The 25,288-nt window shown below is 67.5% G+C and carries 22 protein-coding genes; 9 read left to right on the top strand and 13 right to left on the bottom strand.

All coding sequences use genetic code 11. The annotated features are described in order from the left end of the window. The 6 genes from HGR_RS17975 to HGR_RS09115 all read right to left on the bottom strand — a co-directional run. The coding region (locus HGR_RS17975; RefSeq protein WP_006297931.1) for a methyl-accepting chemotaxis protein at positions 1–1,407 on the bottom strand (1,407 nt) is incomplete at its 3' end. A 1-nt stretch (position 1,408) separates the two neighbouring features. Then, positions 1,409–1,825, bottom strand: a complete 417-nt coding sequence (locus HGR_RS09135; protein ID WP_237701393.1) for a response regulator — start codon at positions 1,823–1,825, stop codon at positions 1,409–1,411. A 147-nt stretch (positions 1,826–1,972) separates the two neighbouring features. Next, complete coding sequence (locus HGR_RS09130; RefSeq protein ID WP_006297929.1) at positions 1,973–2,608, bottom strand: response regulator; 636 nt, start codon at positions 2,606–2,608, stop codon at positions 1,973–1,975. Beyond that, positions 2,605–4,068, bottom strand: coding sequence for a response regulator (locus HGR_RS09125; protein WP_006297928.1), 1,464 nt, complete (start codon positions 4,066–4,068; stop codon positions 2,605–2,607). The genes HGR_RS09130 and HGR_RS09125 overlap by 4 nt, the downstream gene beginning before the upstream one ends. A 60-nt stretch (positions 4,069–4,128) precedes the next feature. Then, positions 4,129–6,573, bottom strand: a complete 2,445-nt coding sequence (locus HGR_RS16830; RefSeq protein WP_006297927.1) for a hybrid sensor histidine kinase/response regulator — start codon at positions 6,571–6,573, stop codon at positions 4,129–4,131. A 9-nt stretch (positions 6,574–6,582) separates the two neighbouring features. After that, on the bottom strand, positions 6,583–7,443 hold the full coding sequence (locus HGR_RS09115; RefSeq protein WP_006297926.1) for a phosphate/phosphite/phosphonate ABC transporter substrate-binding protein: 861 nt from the start codon (positions 7,441–7,443) through the stop codon (positions 6,583–6,585). A 127-nt stretch (positions 7,444–7,570) separates the two neighbouring features. On the opposite strand from HGR_RS09115, the gene HGR_RS09110 reads away from it, so the two are divergent. The 7 genes from HGR_RS09110 to ybaL all read left to right on the top strand — a co-directional run bounded on the left by HGR_RS09110 (position 7,571) and on the right by ybaL (position 15,749). Next, on the top strand, positions 7,571–10,579 hold the full coding sequence (locus tag HGR_RS09110) for a monovalent cation/H+ antiporter subunit A (RefSeq protein ID WP_006297925.1): 3,009 nt from the start codon (positions 7,571–7,573) through the stop codon (positions 10,577–10,579). 1 nt (position 10,580) lies between these two features. Next, positions 10,581–10,925, top strand: coding sequence for a Na+/H+ antiporter subunit C (locus HGR_RS09105; protein ID WP_006297924.1), 345 nt, complete (start codon positions 10,581–10,583; stop codon positions 10,923–10,925). Then, on the top strand, positions 10,922–12,607 hold the full coding sequence (locus tag HGR_RS09100) for a monovalent cation/H+ antiporter subunit D (protein ID WP_006297923.1): 1,686 nt from the start codon (positions 10,922–10,924) through the stop codon (positions 12,605–12,607). The genes HGR_RS09105 and HGR_RS09100 overlap by 4 nt, the downstream gene beginning before the upstream one ends. Beyond that, the gene (locus HGR_RS09095; RefSeq protein ID WP_006297922.1) at positions 12,604–13,095 is read left to right on the top strand and encodes a Na+/H+ antiporter subunit E; all 492 of its coding nucleotides are present in this window, start codon (positions 12,604–12,606) and stop codon (positions 13,093–13,095) included. The genes HGR_RS09100 and HGR_RS09095 overlap by 4 nt, the downstream gene beginning before the upstream one ends. A gap of 14 nt (positions 13,096–13,109) precedes the next feature. Further along, entirely contained in the window at positions 13,110–13,388 is a 279-nt protein-coding gene (locus HGR_RS09090; RefSeq protein ID WP_039853059.1) for a K+/H+ antiporter subunit F, read from the top strand. Next, the gene (mnhG, locus tag HGR_RS09085) at positions 13,385–13,747 is read left to right on the top strand and encodes a monovalent cation/H(+) antiporter subunit G (RefSeq protein ID WP_006297920.1); all 363 of its coding nucleotides are present in this window, start codon (positions 13,385–13,387) and stop codon (positions 13,745–13,747) included. The genes HGR_RS09090 and mnhG overlap by 4 nt, the downstream gene beginning before the upstream one ends. Positions 13,748–14,027: 280 nt before the next feature. Then, on the top strand, positions 14,028–15,749 hold the full coding sequence (gene ybaL / locus HGR_RS09080; protein ID WP_006297919.1) for a YbaL family putative K(+) efflux transporter: 1,722 nt from the start codon (positions 14,028–14,030) through the stop codon (positions 15,747–15,749). Between the two features lie 76 nt (positions 15,750–15,825). On the opposite strand, the gene tgt is transcribed toward ybaL, so the two are convergent. From tgt to HGR_RS09045, 7 genes are all read right to left on the bottom strand, one after another. Then, positions 15,826–17,016, bottom strand: coding sequence for a tRNA guanosine(34) transglycosylase Tgt (gene tgt / locus HGR_RS09075; RefSeq protein WP_006297918.1), 1,191 nt, complete (start codon positions 17,014–17,016; stop codon positions 15,826–15,828). Between the two features lie 34 nt (positions 17,017–17,050). Then, complete coding sequence (locus tag HGR_RS09070) at positions 17,051–17,407, bottom strand: hypothetical protein (RefSeq protein ID WP_006297917.1); 357 nt, start codon at positions 17,405–17,407, stop codon at positions 17,051–17,053. A gap of 111 nt (positions 17,408–17,518) precedes the next feature. Next, the gene (locus HGR_RS09065) at positions 17,519–18,133 is read right to left on the bottom strand and encodes a hypothetical protein (RefSeq protein WP_006297916.1); all 615 of its coding nucleotides are present in this window, start codon (positions 18,131–18,133) and stop codon (positions 17,519–17,521) included. A 227-nt stretch (positions 18,134–18,360) separates the two neighbouring features. Next, positions 18,361–18,936 (bottom strand): LPP20 family lipoprotein, encoded by a 576-nt coding sequence (locus HGR_RS09060; protein ID WP_006297915.1) that lies wholly within the window; start codon positions 18,934–18,936, stop codon positions 18,361–18,363. A 63-nt stretch (positions 18,937–18,999) separates the two neighbouring features. Then, positions 19,000–20,151 (bottom strand): hypothetical protein, encoded by a 1,152-nt coding sequence (locus HGR_RS09055; protein ID WP_006297914.1) that lies wholly within the window; start codon positions 20,149–20,151, stop codon positions 19,000–19,002. Continuing rightward, positions 20,148–21,668, bottom strand: a complete 1,521-nt coding sequence (locus HGR_RS09050) for an LPP20 family lipoprotein (RefSeq protein WP_006297913.1) — start codon at positions 21,666–21,668, stop codon at positions 20,148–20,150. The genes HGR_RS09055 and HGR_RS09050 overlap by 4 nt, the downstream gene beginning before the upstream one ends. 53 nt (positions 21,669–21,721) lie before the next feature. Further along, a complete protein-coding gene (locus HGR_RS09045) occupies positions 21,722–22,255 on the bottom strand; it encodes an outer membrane beta-barrel protein (protein WP_006297912.1) in 534 nt (177 codons plus the stop codon). Between the two features lie 227 nt (positions 22,256–22,482). On the opposite strand from HGR_RS09045, the gene HGR_RS09040 reads away from it, so the two are divergent. Beyond that, positions 22,483–23,157 (top strand): response regulator transcription factor, encoded by a 675-nt coding sequence (locus tag HGR_RS09040; RefSeq protein ID WP_006297911.1) that lies wholly within the window; start codon positions 22,483–22,485, stop codon positions 23,155–23,157. Between the two features lie 8 nt (positions 23,158–23,165). Then, positions 23,166–25,223, top strand: coding sequence for a sensor histidine kinase (locus tag HGR_RS09035; protein WP_138922457.1), 2,058 nt, complete (start codon positions 23,166–23,168; stop codon positions 25,221–25,223). Positions 25,224–25,288 lie beyond the last annotated feature (65 nt).

The raw sequence follows: 25,288 nt of genomic DNA, 5'->3' as shown, positions 1-25,288 counted from the left end.
GCCCACCTGGGACACGCCCGCGCTCTGCTCGCTGCTGGCCGCGCTGATCTCGCCCATGATGTCGGTGACGCGCTTGATGCTGGCCACGACTTCGTTCATGGTCTGGCCGGCCTGGTCGACCAGGGCCGTGCCCTGATCAACACGCCCCACGCTGTCGGTGATCAGCGTCTTGATCTCCTTGGCGGCGTCCGCGCTGCGGCCCGCCAGGTTGCGCACTTCGCTGGCCACGACCGCGAAGCCCCGGCCCTGTTCGCCCGCGCGAGCGGCTTCCACCGCGGCGTTGAGCGCGAGGATGTTGGTCTGGAAGGCGATGCCGTCGATGACGTTGATGATGTCGGCGATCTTCTTGCTGCTGTCGCTGATGCCCTTCATGGTGTCAACGAATTGCGAGACCACGGCACCCCCTTGCACGGCCACAACGCTGGCGCTCTGGGCCAGCTGGTTGGCCTGGCGTGCGTTGTCAGCGTTCTGCTTCACGGTGGAAGACAGTTCTTCCATGCTGGCGGCTGTTTCCTCGAGCGCGCTGGCCTGGCTCTCGGTGCGAGCCGACAGATCTTGGTTGCCCTGGGCGATCTCGGCGCTGGCGCTGGAGACCGACACGCTGCCCTGGCGCACGGTGGAAACCACCCGGGTGAGAGACCCTTGCATCAGCTTGAGCTGCGCCATCAGGCTGCTGGTGTCGCCAGCGCGCAGCTCGATGCGCGTGCTCAAATCTCCGGCGCCCACGCGCTGAGCCACTTGCGCTGCTTCACCTGGCTCGGCGCCAAGCTGGCGGCTGATGGTGCGGGTCATCCACCAGCCCATCAAGGTGGCCAGGACAATCCCGCCCACGATGGCGATCACCGACCCAGCCAGAATGCGCGCGCGACGTTTTTCCGCACTGTCGTATTCCATCTTCGCCACGTCCAGTTGCAACTGCACCAGGGCGTCAATGTCTTTTTTGACGACCGCGTACAGCGGGTGGACTTTTTCCTCCGTGAGGCGTTGCGCCGAAGCGATGTCGCTGGCGCGCAGTGCCGTCAACGCGGGATTGATGGCCTCTTGAACAAATCGCTTGCGGCTTTCGGCAAAGTTCTTCGCCAGTTTGGTTTCTTCCTCTGTCAGGTACGTCAGCATGTAGGCGTCCCAGATCTTCGTGATCTCCGTCCTGTTGGATTCGATCAATGCCGTGTTGGTGGCAATGGTGCTGGGCGTTGGCGTGCGCAGGGACTCGGAAATGAGCAATTGATTGGTGATCAGCCGGGCCCCGATGTCACCCAATTCACTGGCCGGTACCGTGCGGTCTTCGTAGACGGTTTTCAGGGCCTCATTGCTGGCTTCGATTCCGAACAGGCCGATGCCGCCGATCACGATCAGCAGCAACGCTTGCAGACCGATCAGCAAGGACAGTCGCGTGGATATCTTCATGTTATTCATGGCTTCCCCCGTGCGGGACGGTTGCATTGGAATGTTGGGTCAGCAGTGAGGCGTCAGAAAGTTGGTGGATCAGATCCAGCAACTGCGTGAACTCGGTGGATTTGTCGAAGAACCAGTCCGCGCCAGCCTGTAGACAGCGCTGGCGGCTATGCCCGGTTGCATCGTCGGTCAGTACGGCGACCTTGAGGTCCGCGTGTGTGCTTTTGAAAAGCGGAATCAGGTGCACGGGGTCCCCATCGGACAGTTGGGGTTCCAGCACCAGCAGCGCGGGCTTCATGCGCGTGAGCAACTTTTGCGCTTGGATGCCGGTCAAAGCCACCCACACTTGTTCAAGTCCAGGAATGGCTCCGACCTGCCAACTCAGGCGCAGACGGATGTGCTCGGAATCATCGACGACCAGGATTTTCATGACCGTCATGGTGCCGAGGCGGACCATGACGCACCATCGGACGCGGCCGGTTTGCGTGTGGGAATCGGATGGCAGGGGTAGGACGATTCCTACCCCAACAACGGGAGCACGGGCCCGTCAACGGGGCTCCGTGAGCCCCAGCGGGGCTCAGTTCAGCAGGCCATGCTGCATGGCGTAGCGCACCAGTTCGGCGGTGCTGCCGAGGTTGAGCTTTTCCATCAAGCGCGTCTTGTGCGTGCTGACGGTCTTGTTGCTGATGCACAGCTGCTCGGCGATTTCGTTGACGCCTTGGCCAGCCAGCAGCAGGCGAAAGACCTCCATCTCACGGTCCGAGAGGGTCTCGTGCGGCAGCCGGTCGCCGCTGCCCAAGGACACGTCGAAGACCAGTTTCTCGGCCAGTTCGGGCACGATGTATTTGCCGCCGCCCGCGACCTTGCGGATCGCGGCGAGCAGCACTTCCATCTCGCTGTCCTTGGTCACGTAGCCGCTGGCGCCCGCCTTGAGCACGCGCGCGGCCACCTGGCCCTCGTTGTGCATGCTCAACACTAGGATGGGCAGGGTGGGCCAGTGGGACTTGACGCGCGCGATCAGGTCCGGGCCGCTCAGACCCGGCATGTTGACGTCCAGCAGCAGCAGGTCTGGCAACTCACGGCGCAGGCCTTCCAGCACCTGCGCGCCGTCCACGGCTTCCGCCTGCACCTCGATGTCCGGCGCCAGCGACAGCAGCTGTCGCAGGCCCCCGCGCACGATGGCGTGGTCGTCGGCAATCATCACTCGGATCATGGGGTTTCCTCTCCCTGGGGTTCCAACTGCAAGGGCAGCCGCGCGGTGATGGTGGTTCCCTCGCCCACCACGCTGCTCACGGTCAGTTCGCCGCCGAGCGCCAACGCCCGTTCCTGCATGCCCAACAGACCGAAGGAGCCGCCGCGTGCGCTGGCCGCCATGTCAAATCCTCGCCCATCATCGCGGATCTGGAGCACCAGCTGTCCCTCGTCTTGCCGCAAGCTGATGCACACCGACTTGGCCTGGGCGTAGCGGCTGACATTGGTCAGGGATTCCTGCACGATGCGAAACACACCGATGGCGCGGTGTTCCGGCATGTCGACCGACGGGCTGCCCAGGTCGAGCTGGCAGGGGATGCCCGCATGGCGCTGGAAATCGCCGCTGAGCCATTCCAGCGCGGGCACCAGTCCCATGTCCAGCGCCGAGGGGCGCAAGTTGGTCGCCACGTTGCGCACGCCCTGGATGGCGCGGTCCACCAGCACGCGCATGCCCTGCAGGCGATCCAGCAAGTCGGCGTCCGCCGCGCCGAACTTCATGCTGGCGTAGGTGATGTCCATGCGCAGGGCCGTCAGCACCTGGCCCAGTTCATCGTGCACTTCGCGCGCGATGTTCTTGCGCTCGTACTCCCGCATGGCGTCGCCCTGCGCGGCCAGGTCTCGCAGGCGCTGGCGAGAGTCGGCCATCTCTTGCTGAATGCGCCGGCTTTCCGTGACATCGCGCACCACGGTCATCAACAAGGGGCCGCGGTTGGTGCGCAGCAGGCCCACGCTGAGCTCGCCAGCGAACTCCGTGCCGTCGCTGCGCAGGCAGTCGGTGTTCACGCCCAGCTTCAGATCGCCGGGGCGCAGATCGGCATACAGCTTGCGGCGCTCGTGATGGTGCCCGCGCAGCCGCGCGGGGACGAGCATGTCCACCGGCTGCCCGATCAGTTGTTCGCGCAGGTAGCCGAACAGTTCCAGGGTGCGCGCGTTGGCCTGCACGATGCGCCATTGCGGGTCCGTCAGCACGATGCCGTCGGGCGCGTACTCCAGGGCGTCGCGGAACATGCCCTCCAGGCTGCGGCGCTGCGCGTGCAAGGCGACGTGCGTGCGCACGCGGGCCAGCAGCACGGGCACCGACAGCGGTTTGGTGACATAGTCCGCCCCGCCCGCCGTGAACCCTTGTGTCTGGGCGGGCACATCGTCCTGCGCACTCATGAAGATGACGGGGATGTCGCGCAGCGCTTCGCTCTGCTTGAGCCAGCGGCAGACTTCGTAGCCGTCCATGCCGGGCAGCATCACGTCCAGCAAGATCAGGTCAGGCGCCGTCTCGGTCGCGCGTTTCACTCCGTCCTCGCCGTTGTCCGCGCTGCTGACCTCATAGCCCTCGCGTTCCAGCAACACGGTGGCCAGCAGCCGGATTTCGGGCGAGTCGTCGATGACGAGGATGCGGGCGGCACCGGAACGAAGTGGCGGGCTCATGGGCGGCGATCCTTCGGCCTGGAGGGGTGGGCGGGATTGCATCGTAGCCTGCGCCCCGGTTCAAGCGGGCGTGCGTGCCAGCCAGCTGAGCAGCGCTTGGTCCAGGGCCTGCAGCGCGGCCTCCAACTCAGGCAGCAGCGGCCGGGCCTGATCCAGCTCGCCCTGGGCACCCAGCGACTCGATGCGCCGTGTCAAGGACGCGGCGGGCGTGGCGCCAAAGTTGCCGAGCACGCCCCGCAGGGCGTGTGCGCCGCGTTGCACGCCCGATGCGTCGTCCCGTTGCGCGCAGGTCATGAGGGCGCGCAACTGTCCTGGCCAGTTGCCCCGGAAGGACTCCGCGATGATGCGCACCACCAGGGCGTCCGCGCCATCCAGGGCGCGCTGGTAGTCGAAGGCCGGCGCGTTGGCCGCTGGTGCGGCCGGGGCGGGAGCGGGGGGCCGCGCGGTCGAGGCTGGCGTGCCTCCGCCGAGCACGGTCTGCAGTTCGCCTTGGTCGATCGGCTTGCCCAGGTGGCCGTCCATGCCAGCCGCCAGGCAGCGCGCGCGGTCTTCCGGCAGCACATTGGCCGTGAGCGCGACGATGCGCGTGCGCTGTCCGGTGGATTGCTCGTGCTCGCGGATGCGGCGGGTCGCCTGCAGTCCGTCGAGCACCGGCATCTGCATGTCCATGAAGATCAGGTCGTAGGGCGTTTCGGCCTGGGTGACCAGGCCCACCGCCTGCTCGCCGTTGTGCGCCACCGTGACGGCATGCCCGGCTTGCTGCAGCAGCTGCACCATGATGGCCTGGTTGATCTCGTTGTCCTCGGCGACCAGGACTCGCAGCGCGGCCACGGCACCGCCCGCGGCCAATGGCGCTGGGGCGGCGATGTCGCCGTCTCCGTCGGTGTCGTCCGCCTCCTCGGTGTCAGGCGCGCCCAGCCCGAAGCTGGCCGTGAAATGGAAGGTGCTGCCCTGGCCGGGCGCGCTGCGCACGCCGATCTCGCCCTCCATGGCCTGGACCAGCTTGCCGCAGATCGCCAGGCCCAAGCCCGTGCCGCCGTAGTGGCGGGTGATCGAGGCATCGGCTTGGGTGAAGGGCTGGAAGATGGCCTGCTGCTGGCTCGGCGTGATGCCGATGCCCTGGTCCTGCACTTCGAAGCGCAGCACGACCTGCCCGTCGCGCAAGGCCTCCGTGCGCACCCGCACGGTGATCGCGCCGGTCTCGCTGAACTTGATCGCGTTGCCCACCAGGTTGACCAAGATCTGGCGCAAGCGTCCCGGGTCCCCGATCAGGCGGTGGCTGAAGTCCTCCGCGGGCTCGTAGGCCAGCCGCAGGCCCTTCTCGCGCGCCTGGTTGTCCAGGCTGGCCAGCGTGCTGCGCACCAGAGCATGCAGGCGGAAGGGCCGGGGGTCGAGCGTGAGCCGGCCAGCCTCGATCTTGGAGAAATCCAGCACGTCGTTGATCACGCCCAGCAGGGCGTCGGCCGAGCGGCGCACCATGGTCAGGTAGCCGCGCTGCTGCGGCGTCAACGTCGTGCCCAGCGCCAAGCCCGTCATGCCGACGATGCCGTTCATGGGCGTACGGATCTCGTGGCTCATGACCGCGAGGAACTCGCTCTTGGCGCGGTTCGCCGCCTCGGCCGCCTGCTTGGCTTCCTGCAGCGTCACCCGGTCGGCCTCGCGCTCGCGCACCACCTGCAGCACCAGATCCGCCAAGGCGCCCAGGTCCATGCCCTGGGTAGCCGGGTCCTGCGGCGCGTCGGGCAGCAACCTGGCCAAGGCTTGCCGCAGCGAAGTCAGGGCGAGTTCGCGCTGGTCCAATTCGCGGTGCAGGTCCCCCGAGATGCGCTGCATCGCCTCGAAGGTGGGACGGAATTCCTCCGGCACGGCCTGCACCATCTGGTTCGTGATCTGTTCGAACCGCGGGTTGCCCGCCTGCAGCTTGCCGTCGAACTGCTGGAACGACTTGAGCCAGCGCCGCAGCGAGTAGCCGATCACCAGCAAGCCGCCCGCCAGGCTGGCGGCGATGAGCAGCAGCACGGTCAGCAACAACTCCCAGAGCTTGTGCGCGACGGAGCCGACGGCGAACTGCAGACGCAGCACGCCATAGTCCTTGCCGCCGGCCGTGATCGGGCGATTCAGATCGTCCAGCAATTCTCCAACGCGACTGCGTATCCAATCGGGTGCGTAGGCCTCGGTGCTGATCGCGGGGTTGCGGCTGCGCACCACGCCTCCGCGCAGGTCGATGAACTCCGCGGAGGCGAACGGTGAGCCGAACACGCCGCTGGCCAGGGTGCGCTGGATGGTGTCGTAGTCGCCGATCACCGCGCTTTCGGTGATGGTCTGGGCCGTGGACTCCACGAGGATGGCGGCGGTTTCCCGCACCTGTTCCACCTCTTCCCGGAACTCATAGTTGTAGAACAGCCAGAGCCCGCTGCCGAAGAAGAGCAGCAGCGTGCCGATGTAGAGGGCGAACACCCGCTTGACCAGCGAGTTCGGCAGCAGGCGCATCAGCGGGTTGTCCACGGCGCGGCTTCAGCGCAATTGCGGGGGCGCGCTCTGGTAGAAGCGGCGGTAAGCGGCGTAGTCGGCGGAGGTCGCGGGGATGAAGTACGCGTCCACCGGCAGTCCGACCGTCTGCGCGGTCTGCCGCAGGACCTCGCGCCCCACCGGGTCCTGGTGCATGCCCAGGAAGGCGTCGGCGACGGCCTGCGCGTCTTTCGCGGGCACCTTGCCCGACACCATCAGCGCCAGGTCGTTGAAGGGCTCCGAGCTCCAGAGCACGCGGAACTTCTTGCCCTCGCGCTTGGCGTAGCCCTCGATGAGCTGGGAGTTGCCGCCGGCGGCCTGCACCTTGCCCGCGAAGAGCTGGGCCAGCGCCCCGTTCTGGTTGCCCCCGAACACCACCTTGATGTCGATGCCGCTGTTGAGCAGATGGGCGTAGGGCACCTTGTAGATCACGAAGGCCTCCGGTCCGGCGAAGGCCACCTCCTGTCCCTTGAGTTGTTCCAGCCGCGTGATGGGTGAATCCTCGGGCACGACGATCTGTCCCAGGATGGGCGGGACCTGGCGCCGGCCGAAGACTTTCCAGCCCAGTTGCTCACGCTCCGGGCTGAACAGATGGTTGCTGAAGACGAACTCGACTTCCTGGGTCAGCACATAGGCCGTGGTGTCGGCGGAGGTGCGCGCGATCTTGAGCGTGAGCTTGACGCCGCTCTTGTCCGAGACGTACTGGACGATGGGGTTCCAGTAGGCGGCCATTAGCGGGATGTCGTACTGGTTGACCGGCGAGAAGCGGTAACCAGCCTCGCGGGTCTGCGCGCCCGCCGTTTGCAGGGGCGCCAGGCTCATGGACAACACGGCCGCGAGGGCCATCAAGGTGCGCAGTATCGGCATGGGGGTTGGCCGGCAAAGGCCCCAGAACATGGAGGTAAAACGAAGCTTACCCCAGCCATCCGCGCGGAAGATGTTCGGATGTTCCCGCGCTTGCAAAATTCGCGCGCTCAGGCCATAGACTCGGGGCATGTCCCTGCTGCTGATCCTCCTCTTGCCATTCGTTGGCAGCGTCGTAGCCGCGCTGCTGCCGACCAGCGCGCGCAACCTCGAATCGCTGTGGGCGGCGGCGGTGGCCTTGGCGGTGGCCGTGCCCCTGGCCCTGTTGTACCCGCAGGTCAGCGCCGGTGTCGTGCTGACCGAGCGTTGGTCCTGGCTGCCAGGGCTGGGCGTGGACCTGGTGGTGCGGCTCGACGGCTTTGCCTGGATGTTCGCCATGCTGGTGAGTGCCATGGGCTTGTTGGTCATCGTCTATGCGCGGTATTACCTGGCGCCCGAGGACCCGGCGGCGCGTTTTTACTCGCTGCTGCTGGGCTTCATGGGCGCCATGCTGGGCGTGGTGGTGGCGGGCAACCTGATCCAGCTCGTCGTGTTCTGGGAGCTGACCAGCGTCTTTTCCTTCCTGCTGATCGGCTACTGGTACCACCGCAAGGACGCGCGGCGCGGCGCGCGCATGGCCTTCACGGTCACGGCCACGGGGGGGCTGGCCCTGCTGGGCGGTGTGCTGGTGCTGGGCCACATCGTGGGCAGCTACGAACTGGACACCGTGCTGGCCGCGGGCGCGCAGGTGCGCGCGCACCCGCTGTACCCCTTGGCCCTGGTGCTGGTGCTGCTGGGCGCGCTGACCAAGAGCGCCCAGTTTCCTTTCCATTTCTGGTTGCCGCGCGCCATGGCCGCGCCCACGCCGGTCTCGGCCTACCTGCATTCGGCCACGATGGTGAAGGCCGGTGTCTTCCTGATGGCCCGCTTGTGGCCGGTGCTCGCGGGCACCGACACCTGGTTCTGGATCGTGGGTGGCGCGGGCCTGACCACCTTGCTGCTGGGCGCCTATGTCGCCATGTTCCAGAACGACCTCAAGGGCTTGCTCGCTTACTCCACTCTCAGCCACCTCGGGCTGATCACCCTGCTGCTGGGCCTCAACAGCGAGATGGCGGCGGTGGCGGCGGTCTTCCACATGATGAACCACGCGACCTTCAAGGCCTCGCTCTTCATGTCGGTGGGCATCATCGACCACGAGACCGGCACGCGCGACATGCGCCGCCTGGGCGGGATCTACCGCGCCATGCCCATCACGGGCACCTTGGCCATCGTGGCCTGCGCGGCCATGGCCGGTGTGCCTTTGCTCAATGGTTTCCTGTCCAAGGAAATGTTCTTCTCGGAAACCGTCTTCGTCAGCGGCCAGCCCTGGCTCAAACACGGCCTGCCGCTGGCGGCCACGGTGGCCGGGGTCTTCGCCGTGGTGTATTCGCTGCGCTTTGCGCACGATGTGTTCTTCGGTCCCGCGACGGGCGAATGCCCGCGCCAGCCGCACGAGCCCGTGCACTGGATGCGGGTGCCGGTGGAGTTGCTGGTGTTGGCCTGCGTCATTGTGGGCACGCTGCCCGATTGGTCCATCGGCCGCCTGCTGGAGACCGCGGCCCGCCCGGTCGTGGGCGGCGTGCTGCCCGACTACAGCCTCGCGGTCTGGCATGGCGTCAACACGCCGCTGCTCATGAGTCTGGTGGCCAGCGCGGGCGGGCTGGTGGTCTACCTGTTTTTTCGGCGGGCGTTCAAGCGCCGCGCCGCGCGCACCGCCGCGCTGTTGCGCCTGGACGGCCAGCGGGTGTTCGAGGGTCTGCTCGCTGGCGTGAGCGCGGGCGCGGCCGCGCTGCGCCGCTGGACGGGTTCGTCCCGCTTGCAGCCGCAGCTTTCCGCCATCCTGGTCGTGACCTTGGTGGTGGCCTCGGCCTCGGCCTTGATCGTGCCGCTGACCTGGGGTGACCGCGCCCGTGTGCCCGCCTCACCCGCCTTCGTGCTGCTCTGGATCGTGGGCGGGGCCTGTGCCCTGGGCGCGGCCTGGCAGGCCAAGTTCCATCGGCTGGCCGCGCTCATCATGCTGGGCGTCGTCGGCCTGGCGCTGTGCATCACCTTCGCCTGGTTCTCCGCGCCGGACCTCGCCCTCACGCAGCTCGCCGTGGAGGTGGTGACTGTCGTGCTGTTCCTGCTGGGTTTGCGCTGGATGCCCAAGCGGGTGGAGCAAGACGATCCGCGCATCGAACGGCGCGTGTTCTGGCGCCGCCGCCGTGACCTGGTGATCGCGCTGCTGGTGGGCCTGGGGTTGGCGGCCTTCTCCTACGCCTTGCTGACGCGCCACACCGTGCTCTCGATTTCACCCTTCTTCATCGAGCAAGCCTTGCCCGGCGGAGGGGGCAGCAATGTGGTCAATGTGATGCTGGTGGACTTCCGCGCCTTCGATACCCTCGGTGAGATCACGGTGCTGGGCATCGTGGGGCTCACGGTCTATGCGCTGTTGCGGCGTTTCCGCCCGCCGCAAGAGGCCATTGACGTGCCGACGCAGCAGCGCGTGGGCGACATCGGCGCCGATCTGCGCGAGTCCTCGCGCGGCGATGGCGTGCCCGATTACATGGGGGTGCCCGCGGTGCTGGTGCGCTTGCTGCTGCCGGTCGCGTGGTTGTTCGCCTTCTACCTTTTCATGCGCGGGCACAACGAGCCCGGTGGCGGCTTCGTGGCGGGCCTGGTGGTCGCCATCGCCTTCTTGGCCCAGTACATGGTGGCGGGTACGCGCTGGGTGGAGAACCAGATGCGCTTGCAACCGCCGCGCTGGATCGCCTTCGGCCTGCTGGTCGCCCTGTGCACGGGCCTGGGGTCCATGGTGTTCGGCCATCCCTTCCTGACCACGCACACTGCCCACCTCACGCTGCCCTGGTTGGGTGAGATCCACGTGCCGTCGGCGGCTCTCTTTGACTTGGGGGTGTTCGCCGTGGTGGTGGGCGCGACTTTGCTGTTGCTGATTGCCCTCGCGCACCAATCGCTGCGCGCGCACCGGCAGATTGAAACACCCCCCGAGGCGCTGCGCGCCTCCCCGCGCGAGGGCGGCGCTCCCGGTGGCCTGGCACAGCCAGTTCCACGGGAGCCCTGGTATCAAGACCCTCTGAGTGGGCCCGCGCGAGGCGCCGCTTCTCAAGAGGAGGGCCGCTGACATGGAAGTCGTGATCTCCATCGCCATCGGCATCCTGGCGGGCTCGGGTGTCTGGCTGCTGCTGCGTCCGCGGACCTTTCAGGTGTTGATCGGCTTGTCCTTGCTGTCGTATGCCATCAATCTGTTCATCTTCAGCGTGGGCAGCCTGGCCATCGACAAGGAACCCATCGTGCTGCCGGGCCTGGCCCCCACGCTGGACAGCTACACCGATCCGCTGCCGCAGTCCCTGGTGCTGACCGCCATCGTGATCGGTTTCGCGACCACGGCGCTTTTCCTCGTTGTGCTGCTGGCGTTGCGCGGTTTGTCCGGCGGTGACCATGTGGACGGTCGGGAGGAGCAGCCATGACGGACGCTCTGAATCCGCTCGCGGGCTCGCACCTCATCGTCGCGCCGGTGCTGCTGCCGCTGGCCACGGCCGCGCTCATGCTCTTGCTGGGCGAAGGCCGCCGCCGGTTCAAGGCCGTGGTCAACCTGGCTTCGACCCTGGCGGGCTTGCTGCTGGCGGTGTACCTGATGCAGGCGGTGCACGCGCGGGACCTGACCCTGGCTTTCGGTGTCTACCTGCCCGGCAACTGGCCCGTGCCCTTCGGCATCGTCCTGGTGCTGGACCGCTTGTCGGCGTTGCTGCTGGTGCTCACGGCGTGCATCGGTTTGGCCTCGCTGCTGTACGCCTTGGCGCGCTGGCACCAGGCAGGCGTGTACTTCCATGTGCTGTTCCAGCTCCAGCTCATGGGACTGTATGGCGCCTTCCTGACGGCCGACCTGTTCAACCTCTTTGTGTTCTTCGAGGTGCTGCTCGCGGCCAGCTATGGTCTGCTGCTGCACGGCGGCGGGGCGCAACGCGTGCGCGTGGGCCTGCACTACATCGCGGTCAACCTGGTGGCTTCCCTGTTGTTCCTGATCGGCGTGGCCGTGCTCTACGGCGTGACGGGCACGCTCAACATGGCCGACATCGCGGCCAAGCTCCCGATGGTGGCCGAGGTGGACCGGGGCCTGCTGCACGCGGGCGCGGCCATCCTGGCCGTGGCCTTTCTCGCCAAGGCCGCGCTCTGGCCCTTGAATTTCTGGCTGCCTGGAGCCTACGGCGCGGCCAGCGCGCCGGTGGCCGCGCTGTTCGCCCTCCTGACCAAGGTGGGCGTGTACGCGGTGTTGCGCCTGTGGACCTTGTGTTTTCCGGTCGACGTGGGCGCAGGGGTGTCCGTCGCTGAACCCTTCGGCAGCTGGGCCCTGGTCTGGGGGGGCTTGGCCACGCTGGCCTTTGGCGCGGTGGGCATGCTGGCCTCCCAGCAGCTGGGACGCTTCGCGGCCTACAGCGTGATCACGTCCTCGGGCACCTTGGTGGCGGCCTTCGGCTTCGGCGCGCCCGCGCTGGCCGCGGGCGCGCTGTTCTACCTCGCCAGTTCGACGCTGGCCGCGGCCGCGCTCTTTCTGCTGGTGGAGTTGCTGGAGCGCGCGCGCCAGGTTGAACTCGGCCCGGACGAGATCGACGATGGCCAGGACACCTTGCCGGCGTTCATCCAGTCGGAGCCCCTGCCCGGCGTCAACCTCGATGACGACGAGGAGGTGCTGATCGGCCGCGCGATTCCCGCGGCCTTGGCCTTCCTGGGCCTGACCTTCGCCGTCTGCACCCTGGTGGTCAGCGGTCTGCCCCCGCTGTCGGGCTTCGTGGCCAAGCTGGCCATGCTCACGGCCTTGCTGGACCTGCAGCGTCCCGCCGCCTGGATGCTGTTCGCCTTGCTGCTGCTGTCGGGCCTGATGGCGGCCACGGCCTTGCTGCGCATCGGCATGCGTCATTTCTGGACCGCCGAGGCGCGGCCCGCGCCACGCCTGCGCGTGGCGGAAACCCTGCCGATTGGCCTGCTGCTGGCCGGCGGCCTGGGCTTGGTGCTGCAGGGCGCGCCGATCCTGGACTACATGGGCAAGACCGCGGCCAGCCTGCACGCACCGGCCCAGTACATCACGGCCGTGATGTCGGCGCGCCCGGTGCCGCCCATGGCCGGCATCTCGGCCCAGGAGTCCGCGCCATGAAGCGCTGGCTGCCCGCGCCCTTGCTGTCGGCTGGCTTGCTGGCCCTGTGGTTGATGCTCAACCGCAGCGTGAGCCCCGGCACCGTGCTGCTGGGCGTGCTGCTGGCCTGGGTGTTGCCGGTGCTGGCCGCGCCCTTGCGCCCGCCTGGGCCTGCGGTGCGCCGCCCCCTGCTCTTGGCCCGTCTGGTGCTGCGCGTCGGCGGCGACGTGTTGCTGTCGGGGCTCGGGGTCGCGCGGGGGGTGCTGCGCTCGCGCCGTGCGCGCCCGGTCAGCCGTTTCGTCGTCGTGCCCCTGGACCTGCGCAACGACCATGCCCTGGCCGCGCTCGCGATGATCACGGCCGTCATTCCTGGCACGGTGTGGTGCGAGCTGTCCCCGGACCGCAGCCGCCTGCTGCTGCATGTGTTTGACCTTGCTGGCGACGATGCGGCCTTCATCGACCACTACAAGACCCGCTACGAGCGGCCCCTGCTGGAGATCCTGCCATGAGCAACATCAGTGCCATGAGTCCGCTGCTCACCTACGCCATCGCCGCCACCTTGGTTCTGTACGTGCTGGCCATGGGCCTGGGCTTGCTGCGCCTGTTGCGCGGGCCGAGCGCCCAGGACCGCGTGCTGGCGCTGGACTTCATCTACGTGGTGGGCATGTTGGTCATGCTCGTGCTGGCCATCCGTTACGACAGCAGCATGTACTTCGAGGGCGCCTTCCTGATGGTGCTGTTCGGCTTCGTGGGGTCGCTCGCGCTGGCCAAATTCCTGCTGCGCGGGGAGGTGATCGAATGACGCCCTGGAGCGACTACGTGGTGGCGGCCTTGCTGCTGCTCAGCGGCGTGGTGGTGCTGGCTGCAGGGCTGGGCTTGTGGCGTCTGCCGGATTTCTTCACCCGCATGCACGCGCCCGCGCTGGCTTCCACGCTGGCCGCCTGGATCGTGGCCCTGGCGTCCATCGTCCATTTCTCGGCGCACGCGGGTGCCTTGTCCTTGCACGTCTGGTTGATCATCATCGTCTTGTCGATCACCGCACCGGTGACCACCATCGTGCTGGCGCGCGCAGCCCTGTTCCGGCGCAGGCGCGCCGGAGACGCCTTGCCCCCGCCCTTGGGTCTCTCCCACGACGTGGAGCACCCAGGTACCGGTCACTAGATGGCCGTTGATCGATCACCGATGGATCGCTGATGGATCGCCGGTAGATCATGGGTGAAGTTGCCCGCAGATCTTCCTTGGATTGCCCACAGTTCGACCACAGTTCGACCTTAGCTCGACCCCAGATCACGGCACCGGTGCGGATGCACCCGCGGCCAGGTCTTAGTGGGGCGCTTGCGGAGTTGATCCGCTGGGGCTGAGCTGGGCGGGCGGGGAAAGTCGGTTATCGTCAAACCTCCGACACCTTTCCAGGATGTGCTCCTTTTTTGAGAGCTTGCGCATGCCCCACGACCTCAGTTTGATCGCCACTGTCGCCTTCGGTTTCGGCATTGCCATGGTGCTGGGCCTGCTGGCCACCAAGCTGCACATGCCGCCGCTGGTGGGTTATCTGGTCGCGGGCATCGTGGTCGGACCCCATTCGCCGGGCTTCGTGGCCGACGTGGGACTGGCCAGTCAGCTGGCCGAGATCGGCGTGATGCTGCTGATGTTCGGCGTGGGGCTGCACTTTTCCCTGGAGGACCTGATGGCGGTGCGGCGCATCGCGGTCCCGGGGGCGCTGGTGCAAATCGTCGCGGCCGTGCTGCTGGGCATGGGCGTGTCCTGGTTCTGGGGCTGGGGGCTGGGCGGTTCGCTGGTGTTCGGCCTGTGCCTGTCGGTCGCCAGTACCGTGGTGCTGCTGCGCGCGCTCGAAGCCAAGAATCTGCTGAAGTCCGTCAACGGCCAAATTGCCGTCGGCTGGTTGATCGTCCAGGATCTGGTCATGGTGCTGGTGCTGGTGCTGTTGCCGCCCTTGGCTGGGGTGCTGAGCGCCACGCCGGGGACCGGGGCGGACGTGGTGGCACCGACCCATGACCTCTGGAGCTCGGTGGGCCTGACCCTGCTCAAGGTGGCGGCCTTTGTCGCGCTGATGCTGGTGGTGGGCCGACGTGTCTTGCCCCGTCTGCTGTGGTGGGTGGCCCACACCGGTTCACGCGAGTTGTTCACGCTCAGCGTCGTCGCCGTCGCGGTGGGCGTGGCCTATGGCTCCTCGAAGTTGTTTGACGTGTCCTTCGCGCTCGGGGCCTTCTTCGCCGGCATGATGATGCGCGAGTCCGAGTTCAGCCACCGTGCGGCCGATGAGTCGCTGCCGCTGCGCGACGCCTTCGCCGTGCTGTTCTTCGTGTCCGTGGGCATGTTGTTCGACCCCTCGGTGGTTTGGCAGCAGCCCTTCAAGCTCTTGGCCGTGGTGTTGGTCATCCTGGTGGGGACGCCGTTGGTGGCCATCACCATCGTGCTGTTGTTCCGCTACCCCTTCAACACGGCGCTGACCGTGGGCGCGAGCCTCGCGCAAATCGGCGAGTTCTCCTTCATCCTGGCCGGCATGGGCGTGGCCTTGGGCCTGATGCCGCCCGAGGGGCAGAGCCTGGTGCTGGCCGGCGCGCTGATCTCCATCGCGCTCAACGTTTCCCTGTTCGCCGCGATCGATCCGATCCGGCGCTGGCTGCTGGCGCGTTCCGAGTTCGCGCGCCGCCTGGAGTTGCGTGATGACCCGCTGTCCGAGCTGCCCATGAGCACCGACCCGCGCCTGCTGAGCAAGCAAGTGGTGCTGGTGGGTTATGGGCGCGTGGGCCGACGCATCGCGCGCAGCCTGAGCGAGCACCACATTCCCTACGTGGTGGCCGAGGAAAACCGTGAGCTGGTGGACAGCTTGCGCAAGCAGGGCGTGCCCGCGGTCAGCGGCGACGCCCAGACGCCGGAGGTGCTGATCCAGGCCCACGTGACGCGCGCGGCCATGCTGGTCATCGCCATCCCCGACGCCGTGAACGTGCGCCAGATGGTCGAGATCGCGCGCCAGCTCAACCCCGATATTCACATCGTGCTGCGCACCCACAACGAAGAAGAGGCGGAGCTGCTGCAGAAGGACACCCAGGGCACCGTGTTCCTGGGCGAGCACGAACTCGCGCGCGGCATGACGGAGCACGTGCTCAAGCAGTTGTTGCCCAGCCCAGCCCGCGGGCATTGACCCGTTGCACGCAGCAGCGGTCACGCGCGTCAAAGGCCAGATCGACCGCCGCGCCCTGGCCCGCCCGGCCCCGGTTTCAAACCCCGCGCGCGCGCTCGGCGTGAAAGCGCGCGGTGAAGGCAGCGAAGGCGCCCGCGTCCAGCGCCTCGCGCACCTCGCGCATCAGGTTCAGGTAGTAGTGCAGGTTGTGGATGGTCGCCAGCATGGGGCCGAGCATCTCGCCGCAGCGGTCCAGGTGGTGCAGGTAGGCGCGTGAGAAGCCCTGCCAGCCGTGGTCGGGGCCACCCTGTTCCCAGCTGATGCCCGCCGTGCCCGCGCAGGCATAGCAGGTGCAGCTGGGGTCCAGCGGTTGGTGATCGGCCTTGTGGCGCGCGTTGCGCAGCTTGAGGTCGCCGTAGCGCGTGAAGATGGTGCCGTTGCGCGCGTTGCGCGTGGGCATCACGCAGTCGAACATGTCCACGCCGTTGGCCACGCCGTTGATCAAGTCCTCCGGCGTGCCCACGCCCATCAGGTAGCGCGGCTTGTGGGCCGGCAGGCGATGGGGCGTGTGCGCCATGATGCGGTTCATCTCGTCCTTGGGCTCGCCCACGCTCACGCCGCCCACCGCGTAGCCGGGGAAGTCCATCTCGACTAGCGCTTCCAGCGATTCCTGGCGCAGGTGCTCGAACATGCCGCCCTGCACGATGCCGAACAGGGCATTCGGGTTCTCCAGCCGCGCGAACTCGGCTTGTGATCGCCGGGCCCAACGTTGCGACAGCTCCATGGACACCCGGGCCTCGGCCTCGGTGGTGATGTGGCCGCTGCCTTTGTCGCCTTGCCAATAAGGCGTGCATTCGTCGAGCTGCATCACGATGTCGGAATTCAACGTGGTCTGGATCTGCATCGAGACCTCGGGCGACATGAAGAGCTTGTCGCCGTTGACCGGTGACGCAAAGTGCACGCCTTGCTCGGTGATCTTGCGCATCGCGCCCAGCGACCAGACCTGAAAGCCGCCGCTGTCGGTCAGGATGGGCTTGTTCCACTGCTCGAAGCCGTGCAGGCCGCCGAAGCTTTGCATCACGTCCAGGCCCGGGCGCATCCAGAGGTGGAAGGTGTTGCCCAGGATGATCTGCGCGCCCATGTCGTGCAGGCTGCGCGGCAGCACGCCCTTGACCGTGCCGTAGGTGCCCACGGGCATGAAGATCGGCGTCTCGACGACGCCGTGGTTGAGGGTGAGGCGGCCCCGGCGGGCCTGGCCCTCGGTACGCAGCAGTTCAAAGCGGAGCATGGAATTGGGGAAACAGTCAGCGGCTGCCCAGAGGTCAGCGGCTGAAGTTGGGGGTGTTGGACGCGGAAGGCGCGCCGGTGGGCACCTCGATGCCCTGACTCGGGCATTGCGCCTGGCGCGCCGCGCCGATGGGGCAGCCGCTGGGCGGTCCCAGCTTGTCGAAGATGGCGCGCAGACCCGTGGGTTTCTCGCCCTGGGCCGTGCCGTCGGCAGCGGTCGCGTTGTCGTCCGGTTTGGCTTCGATGATCACGACACCTGGGTTGGTGTTTTTGACCATGGCGTTGCGCCGCTCCATCAGCGACTGCGCGTGCACGGGCACGAAGGCCGACATCACCAGGGCGGCGGCCAGCAGGGCGGGGAGGGCAGGGGCCCGGAAACGGCGTTGAGGCATGCCCGCGATTGTCCCCGAAGCGGCGCGGCCGTTCGCGGGAGCGGGTTTTTGCCTCGCGCCGCGCTCTGGTTCCTCAAGAGACGTCGGCGCGCGGGATGCTAATGACGGGTCTCAGGCCTTGGCCTTGAGCGAGCCGGGGTAGGTCAGCGTGCTCGTCGTGGCGGACACCGAGAACACGACGCTGGTCGACGCCGTTTGTTGCATCAGGGACTGGTAGAGCGAAATCACGCCATCGGGCGTTGTCGACGATTTGGCGGCCTGGGAGATGGCGGCACTTTGCTGGATCTGCGACGAGAGTTGCATCGCATCGCTGGCCTGGGTGGCGATGCGGCTGGCGAGGCTGGGGTCGCTGGTGTCGGCCTTGAGCACGGCTTGCACCGCGGCCTTGTCCTTGTCGGAGCCCTCGACCGTGACTTCGCCCTTGGCGTTCACCGAGAACTGCACGTTGCCCTCCAGCTTGGCCAGCGCCTGGTTCAGGGCCGCGCGCAGGTCGGCGGCGAGCGCCACTTGGGCGGTGTCCAGATTGCGCGCGATGGTCGCGGTCTTGAACATGCCCGCCGCGCGGTCCAGCGACGATTGCGAAATCGTCTCGTCGCTGCTGGAACTGCTGCTGGTGGAGTCGGTCGTGGTGGTGCCCGCGCTGGCGATGGTGGCCGCCGTGGACGCCGACAGCAGACCTTGAGACGCCAGATAGCTCAGCAGCGTGTTATTGACGGACGAGATCATGGCAAAACCCCTGAAACAGAATCAATCTGGAACAGGATTTTTGCGGGCCTCGCACAGGCACTAAGCCGCGTGTTAAGGCGTTTTTCCCCCTCAAACGCCCGCTTTGGGGTGGGGGCGGGCGTGCTAACCGGGCGTGCTAAATGGGCGTGCTACCAGGCCGCGCTAAAAGGCCGCGCGAACAGGGCCTTCTGACCGGGCCCCTCAGCCGGTCCTCCCAACCGGGCCTCTTATTTTTTCGACAGGCGCGCGATGTCGGCCGCCAATTCTTCCTGGCCCTTTTGCGACTTGAATTGCTGCCAGGCGGCTTGCTCGTTGTTCATGCTGGTCTTGATGGCGTTCTTGGCCACCTGTTCCGCGGCGCTGGGGTCCAGGCCAACCAGCACATACAGCGTGCCATCGGGGCCTTGCAGGCTGCGCACGATGCGCGTGCCTTGCAGGCTCTGGCTGGTGATCTGCTTGGTGACGGCGGTGTTCACGCGGTCCACGGTCTCGCTGCCGCCAGCGCCCGTGGTTTCAGCGTACTGCTTGATCATGTTCTCGACTTCGATGCGCATCTGCTGGGCCAACTGCACCCGCGCGGCCGTGGCCGCCATCTGCTTCATGAAGTCCAGACCCGCTTGGGACGGGGTGGCCGAGCCCATGGCCGAGACGGCCAGGCCTTCGACCGGCTGATCACAGATCCAGCCCGGCGCGGGCTGGTTGGATTTGGGGAAAACGCATTCCGCCACCTTGGTCGGCGCGGAACACGCACTGACCAGCAGAACACCCGCCAGGGCGGCGACAGAGTGGAAACGGTGTGACATACAAAGCTCCTTGTTGAAGAAAACGACGGCTCCCATGCAGCTTGCCCAAAGGTGACAGCGCATTCATTCCCGGGTGATGCGGTAGCTCACCCGGCCGCTTCCAGTGGTGAGGCCCTGGAAGGAGAAAGACAGAAAGTCCTGATCGCCCGCGCGCCCGTGCTCGAGCCGGGCCAGTTCGTAGGCGCGGTCGAAGGTGATCTCGCTCATCACCGCGCCGCGCTCGGTGTCCCACAGGAACAGCTTGCTCTGGGTGATGGCCGCGACGTAGCGCCAGCCGGAGAGGAAGAGGCAGTCCAGCACCTTGCCGCCGCCTTGTTCGTCGCGCGTGCGGTCCGACACCGGGGCCGAGACGAAGGTGGCGACTTCCTTGTCCGCGCCCAGGTCCAGCACATGCACGGTGGAGCCATAGGTGCGCTGAGGCCGCCCGCCCAGCAACTGGGTCTTGCGGATGTAGCCGCCCACCGCGACCATCTTGCCGTCGGGCGAGGGCTGCGCGCAGGTGATCTCTTCGCTGAGCCAGTCGCCGTCGGCGAGCTTGACGCGCTTCAGTGCCGGGTCGGCCGCCGACAGCGGCGCGGGCCGGGGCTCGGCCCGGTAGTCTGCGCCGACCGTGGGCACGGCTTGCAGCCGCACGCTGAACAGCCGAGGGTTGGTGTAGTCCAGCACCTGCAGGCCGAGCGCCTGCGCCGTCGCGTCCACCGCGCGCTGGACGGCATTGCTCACGGCCGCGCTCTCGGTCAGGCCATCCGAAGGCGGCAAACCCTTGACGCCCATGGGCGGTGAAGCCGCCGCGCGCACCTGCGCGTCCTCGCCCACGTAGCGAATGTCCGACAGCGCCGTGGCGCTGTACAGGCCCGCGACGCCGCGCACCACGCCCGTGTCCAGGTAGACCCGGTAGACGCCATCGAGCGCGTACTTCGAGGCGTTGGCGACGAATTCCTCGGCCGTGATCAGCGCGCCGGGGTCTTGCAGCCGGCCCCAGCCTTGCTTGAGCTTGTCGGCCTGCTCCCGGTCCAGCACGGTCAGGCCGTTGTCGGCCAGGATCTGTTCCAGCCGGGTCTGCGCGATGCGTGTGTGCGCCGCTGGCAAGGCGGGCGGCGCGTAGACCAGCACCGCCACCTTGCGCGCGGGCGCGGCGGCGCGGGCGTGCGCCATCAGTCCCACGCCGAGCGCCGCCGCCAAGGCCCACACGAGAAGGATGCGGGTGCGCTTCATGGCGCGATCTCCAGATTCAGGAACTTGCCGAAGCGGTCTTGCCAGCGCCGCACCACGTTGAGCGCCAGCACGTCCATGGCCATCTCGGCAGAGACCGGGTTCCAGCCCGTCAGGCCCTGGAAACGGTCGGTGTAGACCGGCTTGCCGCCGTCCCAGAGCAGGGTCCAGAGCAGGCCTTCGAACTGGTAGGCGCGCGCCGCTGGACCGTCGGGGCGCGTGTTCTGCTGGCTGTTGAGCCGCCCCGACGCGAGCACCACCAGCATGGGGCGGTCCGTCTGTCCGGGGGCGCCCAGCTGATCGGGCAGATTGCCTTGCAGCAGAGCCTGGGTTTGCGCTGGCGGCAGGGCCGCGCGCCGGGTCTGGATGTCGGCGCCCAAGGCGCGGAACACATTGCCCACCTCGTCGCAGGCCTTGTGCCAGGACGTGGCCGACGCCGACTGCGAAGGCTGCGCGGTCTGGACCTTCTGCAAGCACAGCAGTTCCAGCGGGCGTCCCTCAAAGTACTGCCGCCAGCGCGCCGTTTCCAGGTCGGCCGCCGAGCAGTTCAGGCTGCCGGCGCGCTGGCGGGCCAAGGCGCTGCGGTCCAACAGCTGGCGCGCCGTCAGCGCGAGCTGGTAATAGGTCTTGGCGCCGCAGCGGTTGGCGCGCAACTCCTCGGCCTCCGCCAGTTTGATGTAGAGGTCCCCCGGCGCGAACAGCGGCGGCAGGCCGTTGGCGTACTGCCGCAGCAGGTCCCGATAGGTGCCGATGGCGCTCAGGCGCAAGCGCGCCTTGGCCGCTTCATCGGGCAGTTCCTCGGCCTTGAGCAGTTGACCATCGGCCTGCGCCAGACGCTGGCGCACGCCGTCCACCTCGCGCACCGCGGCGCCCAGGGCGTTGTCCAGCCGGCGCAGCAACTGCGCGTAATACGCGGGCGAACTGGCTTCGGGAATCAGCGCCAGGCTGATGCGCGGCAGCCCGTCCTGCGCCGCCTCCAGCGCGGTCTGGCGCGTGCGCAGGGGTTGTGTGTCGTCTTGCGCGGTGGCCAACTGCTCATTGAATTGAGCGAACAGCTGACGCGCCAGCGCGGCGCGTTTCTTGTCTTCCACGATCTGTTGGGCGATGCGCACGCGCACCCACACCTGGCAGCTCGCGCCGTCTTCCCAGGTGGCCACGGTCTCGACGCTTTCCAGCGTGGCCTGGGTGGAGGTCTCGGTCAGCGTGCGCAACGTGGACTCGGTCAACACCGCGCCGCCGCTTTGGCGCTGCGATTGCTCCATCGTCAACGAGTTGCGCACCTCGACCTGGATCAGGCTGGCGAGGCTGCGCAAGGCGTTTTGCCGCGCGGAGTCCAGACGCTCGGCCAGCGGTCCGCTGGTCTGGCTGGACACGCCCGCCGCGAAGAAAAAAGCACCTGAAATCGCGTCGGGGCTGGCCACCCAGCCGGGCTGCGCTCCGTTGCCCGGGCAGGTGCTGGCCCAGGCCAGCGGGGCCGCGCCGAAGAAAAACAGGGCCGTCACCGTCAACCGTGCCAGCATGGGACGGCCCCTGGGAAAGCGCGCGCTCAACATGGGCGGCGAGCAGCGTGGCATCAGAAGCGCACGGTGGTGCCGAAGAGGATGCCGGTCGTGTCGGAGGGGTCCTCCGAGCGCTGGTACACGCTGATGTCAAAACTGGCCGATTCGTTGATGAAGTAGGAGAAGCCGCCCTTGATCGTGAAGGTGGAACTGCTGTCGGTGGTGGTGCTGCCCACGCTCCAGACGGTCGTTTCCGAGGTGCCCAAGCCTGCTTCCACGAAGGGCACGAACTCCCCGGTTCGCCCGACCTGGAAGTAATAACGCGCGCCGATGTCGTAGCCGTTGGTGACCTGCTCCGAGTACGGCGCGTGCTGCCAGGTGTAGAAGCGCGTGTAGCCCAGCTTGAGCACCATCTGAGGCGTCAGATAAAAGCCGTAGCTCGCCCAGATGACGGTGCGGTCGTAGTTGTCGGTGCTGCTGATGTCGCCGGACAAGCTGATTTCGCTGCGCTTGTCTTGGGCCTGGGCAACGCTGGCCAGACCCAGCGCGGCGGCCGCCGCCAGCGTGAGTTGGACCACAAGTCGGCGCAGAGAAGAGGGGGAACGCATGGTGAGAACTCCTTGAAGGATGTGTGACAGAGTGAGTGGGAGCGCGGGGCAATTTGCGGTGAAGGGTGTGGTGGAGGTGTGGTGGAGGTCCTGCCCCGGGCTTGGCGCGCATTCTGGAAGCGCGGCCTGAAAAGCAACATCCCGAATTCATGTGATGCCCCACGGGGGCCGACGCTGGGTATAAAGGCGGCTTGATCAGCCCATCAAACCCAACCTCTCTTTCTTCCATGCTGTCCGTGCTGGTGGTCGAGGACGACCCGCAGACCCGAGACTTCTTCGCTCGCTGCATCCAGGACACGCCCGGGCTGTCGCTGGTCGGCGCGGCGGCGACCGTGGCCGCGGCCAAGGCCTGGCTGGACAGCGCCGAGCTGGTGCTGGACGTGCTGCTCGTGGACCTGGGCCTGCCCGATGGCTCCGGCCTGGACGTGATGCGCCATGCCTTCGCCCGCTTTCCGGCGGTGGACATGCTGGTCATTTCCATGTTCGGCGACGAGGACAGCGTGCTCGACAGCATCGAGGCCGGCGCCGTGGGCTACATCCACAAGGACGAGCGTCCCGAGAACATCGCGCAGACCATCCTGCAAATCCGCGCGGGCGCTTCGCCCATCTCGCCCATGGTCGCGCGGCGCGTGCTGCGCCGCTACCGCGCCCTGGCCGAGGCAGCGCCCGCTGCGCCTCCGGTCTTGCCGGTGGCCCAGGCGCCCGCGCTGTCGGCGCGCGAGCAGGCGGTGCTGGAGCTGATCGCGCGCGGCTTTTCCTACGCCGAGATCGCGCGCCTGCAAGAGATCAGCGTCCACACGGTGCAGACGCACATCAAGAACCTCTACCAAAAGCTGGCCGTGCATTCGCGCGGCGAGGCGGTGTTCGAGGCCACCCGCATGGGTTTGCTGAAATCATTTTGAGCCTGGCCATGGCGCTGTCCCTTCCGGCCATGCCCGCTGTCGCGCACGTCTTGCGCGCTGGGCGCCGCCGTGCGCTCGCATTCCTCGCATGCCTTGTATTCGGACTGATTGCCAGTGGCCTCGTGGGCGTTGCCGCGATCGGGGCGCCCAGCGTGGGCCTCGGGGCCAATGGCGCGGTGCCGCCGGCCCCGGCTGCGGCCACCCCCGGGGTCTTGCAGGAGCTGGCGCAGGCCCGCGCGGTGGTGCACGTTGTGGGGCAGGAGCCGTTGGCGCTGGGCGCGGTCACGCTGCCCTACCACTGGGACCGCGTGCACCCGGGCCGTGCCGGGCAGGCCGAATTCGAGCTGCGCTTTGACGTTCCCAAGGGGGGGCAGGGCGAGGGGGAGCCTCCTTATGGCATTTACTTTCCGCGCATCGGCAACACGGCCGAGATCTGGCTCAACGGCACCCTGCTCGAACGCCTGGGCGATCTGAACCAGCCCAACACAGCCGATTACTCCAGGGCGCCGCAGTACGTCACGGTGCCGCCGCAGCTGATCACGGACACCGACAACCGCCTGATCATCCGCTTGAACGCCGACAAAGGACGCCGTGGCGGCCTGGCGCGTCCTCTGCTGGGGCCGCAGGCGGAGGTGCGTCCTCTGTACGACGCCAGCTACCGCATGCGGGTGGAGATGTCCGTCATCATCGCCGCGTTCAGCCTGCTGGTGGGCAGCCTGGCCCTGGCCTTGTGGATCACGCAGCCCGAGAGCGAGCCGGTTCAGGGCCAGGTCGGGCCGCAATCCAATGCGCTGTACCTCGCGGCCTTCCTGGCCGAGTACTGCTGGGCCCTGCGCGTGGGCGATGTGGTGTTCAACCGGCCTCCGCTGCCCTGGCCGGTCTGGACCGTGGTGGTGACCGTGGCCTTCGCCGGCTGGATCGCGGGCGTGGGCTGGTTTTGCCACTGCGTGGCGGGCTGGCACCAGCGGCCCTCGGCGCGCTGGGTCAAATGGGGGCTGGGCGCGCTGGTGGTCACGGCCATGCTGGCCGCGTCGCTGACCCAGCTGTTCGACAACCCCGTGTGGCTGACGGTGTGGCTGGGCATGGCCAACCTGATCTTCGTGGCGTACGCGCTGCTGTACCTCTGGCGCGCCTTGCTGCATCCGCAAGACCGCACGCGCCTGGTCGTGGGCTTGATCGGCACGGTCAACGTCGCCATGGGGGTGCGCGATTGGTTGGCCATCCGCCTCGCGGCGGGCAGCCTGGAGGTCAACACCTGGATCCGCTATTCCTCGGTGCTGTTCGGGCTGGCCCTGATCGTCATCATGATCCATCGCTTTCGCGCCGCCAGCCAGTACGCGCGTGAGCTGACCCAGCAGCTGAGCGAGCGCGTGGCCACGCGCGAACGTGAACTGGCCCAGAGTTACGCACGCTTGGAGAACTTGGCGCGTGACCAGGCCCGCCAGCAGGAGCGGGGCCGCATCCTCAAGGACATGCACGATGGCGTGGGCGTGCACCTGAGCACCGCGATCCGTCAGCTGCGCTCGGGCGCCACCAGCAATGAGGAACTGCTGCGCACGCTGACGGACTCGCTGGACCAGCTCAAGCTCTCCATCGACGCCATGCAGGTCGATCCGGGCGATGTCGGCGCCATGCTGGCCGCCCTGCGTTACCGGCTTGAGCCCCGCTTGCGCGCCGGGGGCATCACGCTGCACTGGACGGTGGACGAGTTGCCGCCGCTGGCGCGGATGGACGTCGGCGATGCACGCCACCTGCAGTTCCTGCTCTTCGGCGCCATTTCCAATGTGCTCCAGCATGCGCAGGCCAGCCACCTCAGCGTGTCGGCGCAGCGCGACCATGGCCCCGAGGGGGAAGCCCTGCACATCGTGATCGAGGACGATGGCCTGGGTTTCGAGCCCGCGCTGACCCCCGGCAAGGGCCTGCAAGCCATGCACGAGCGCGCCGCCGCCCTCATGGCCCGGCTGGACATCGTCAGCTCCGGGCAGGGCACCCGCGTCGAGCTGATGCTGCCGATCAACCCGCCCGCACCTAAGCCTGCATCCGGTCCATCCGCCGCATCGTCCTGAACCAGCGCGTCGCGGCGAACGCGAGGCAAGGTCCGCTCACGCCTCACGGGTGGCCCAGGCGCAAG

The sequence above is a fragment of the Hylemonella gracilis ATCC 19624 genome (assembly GCF_000211835.1).
GTDB classification, from domain to species: Bacteria; Pseudomonadota; Gammaproteobacteria; order Burkholderiales; family Burkholderiaceae_C; genus Hylemonella; species Hylemonella gracilis.
The sequence above is the reverse complement of the archived record's forward strand: the minus strand, read 5'-3'. Positions and strand labels throughout refer to the sequence as shown.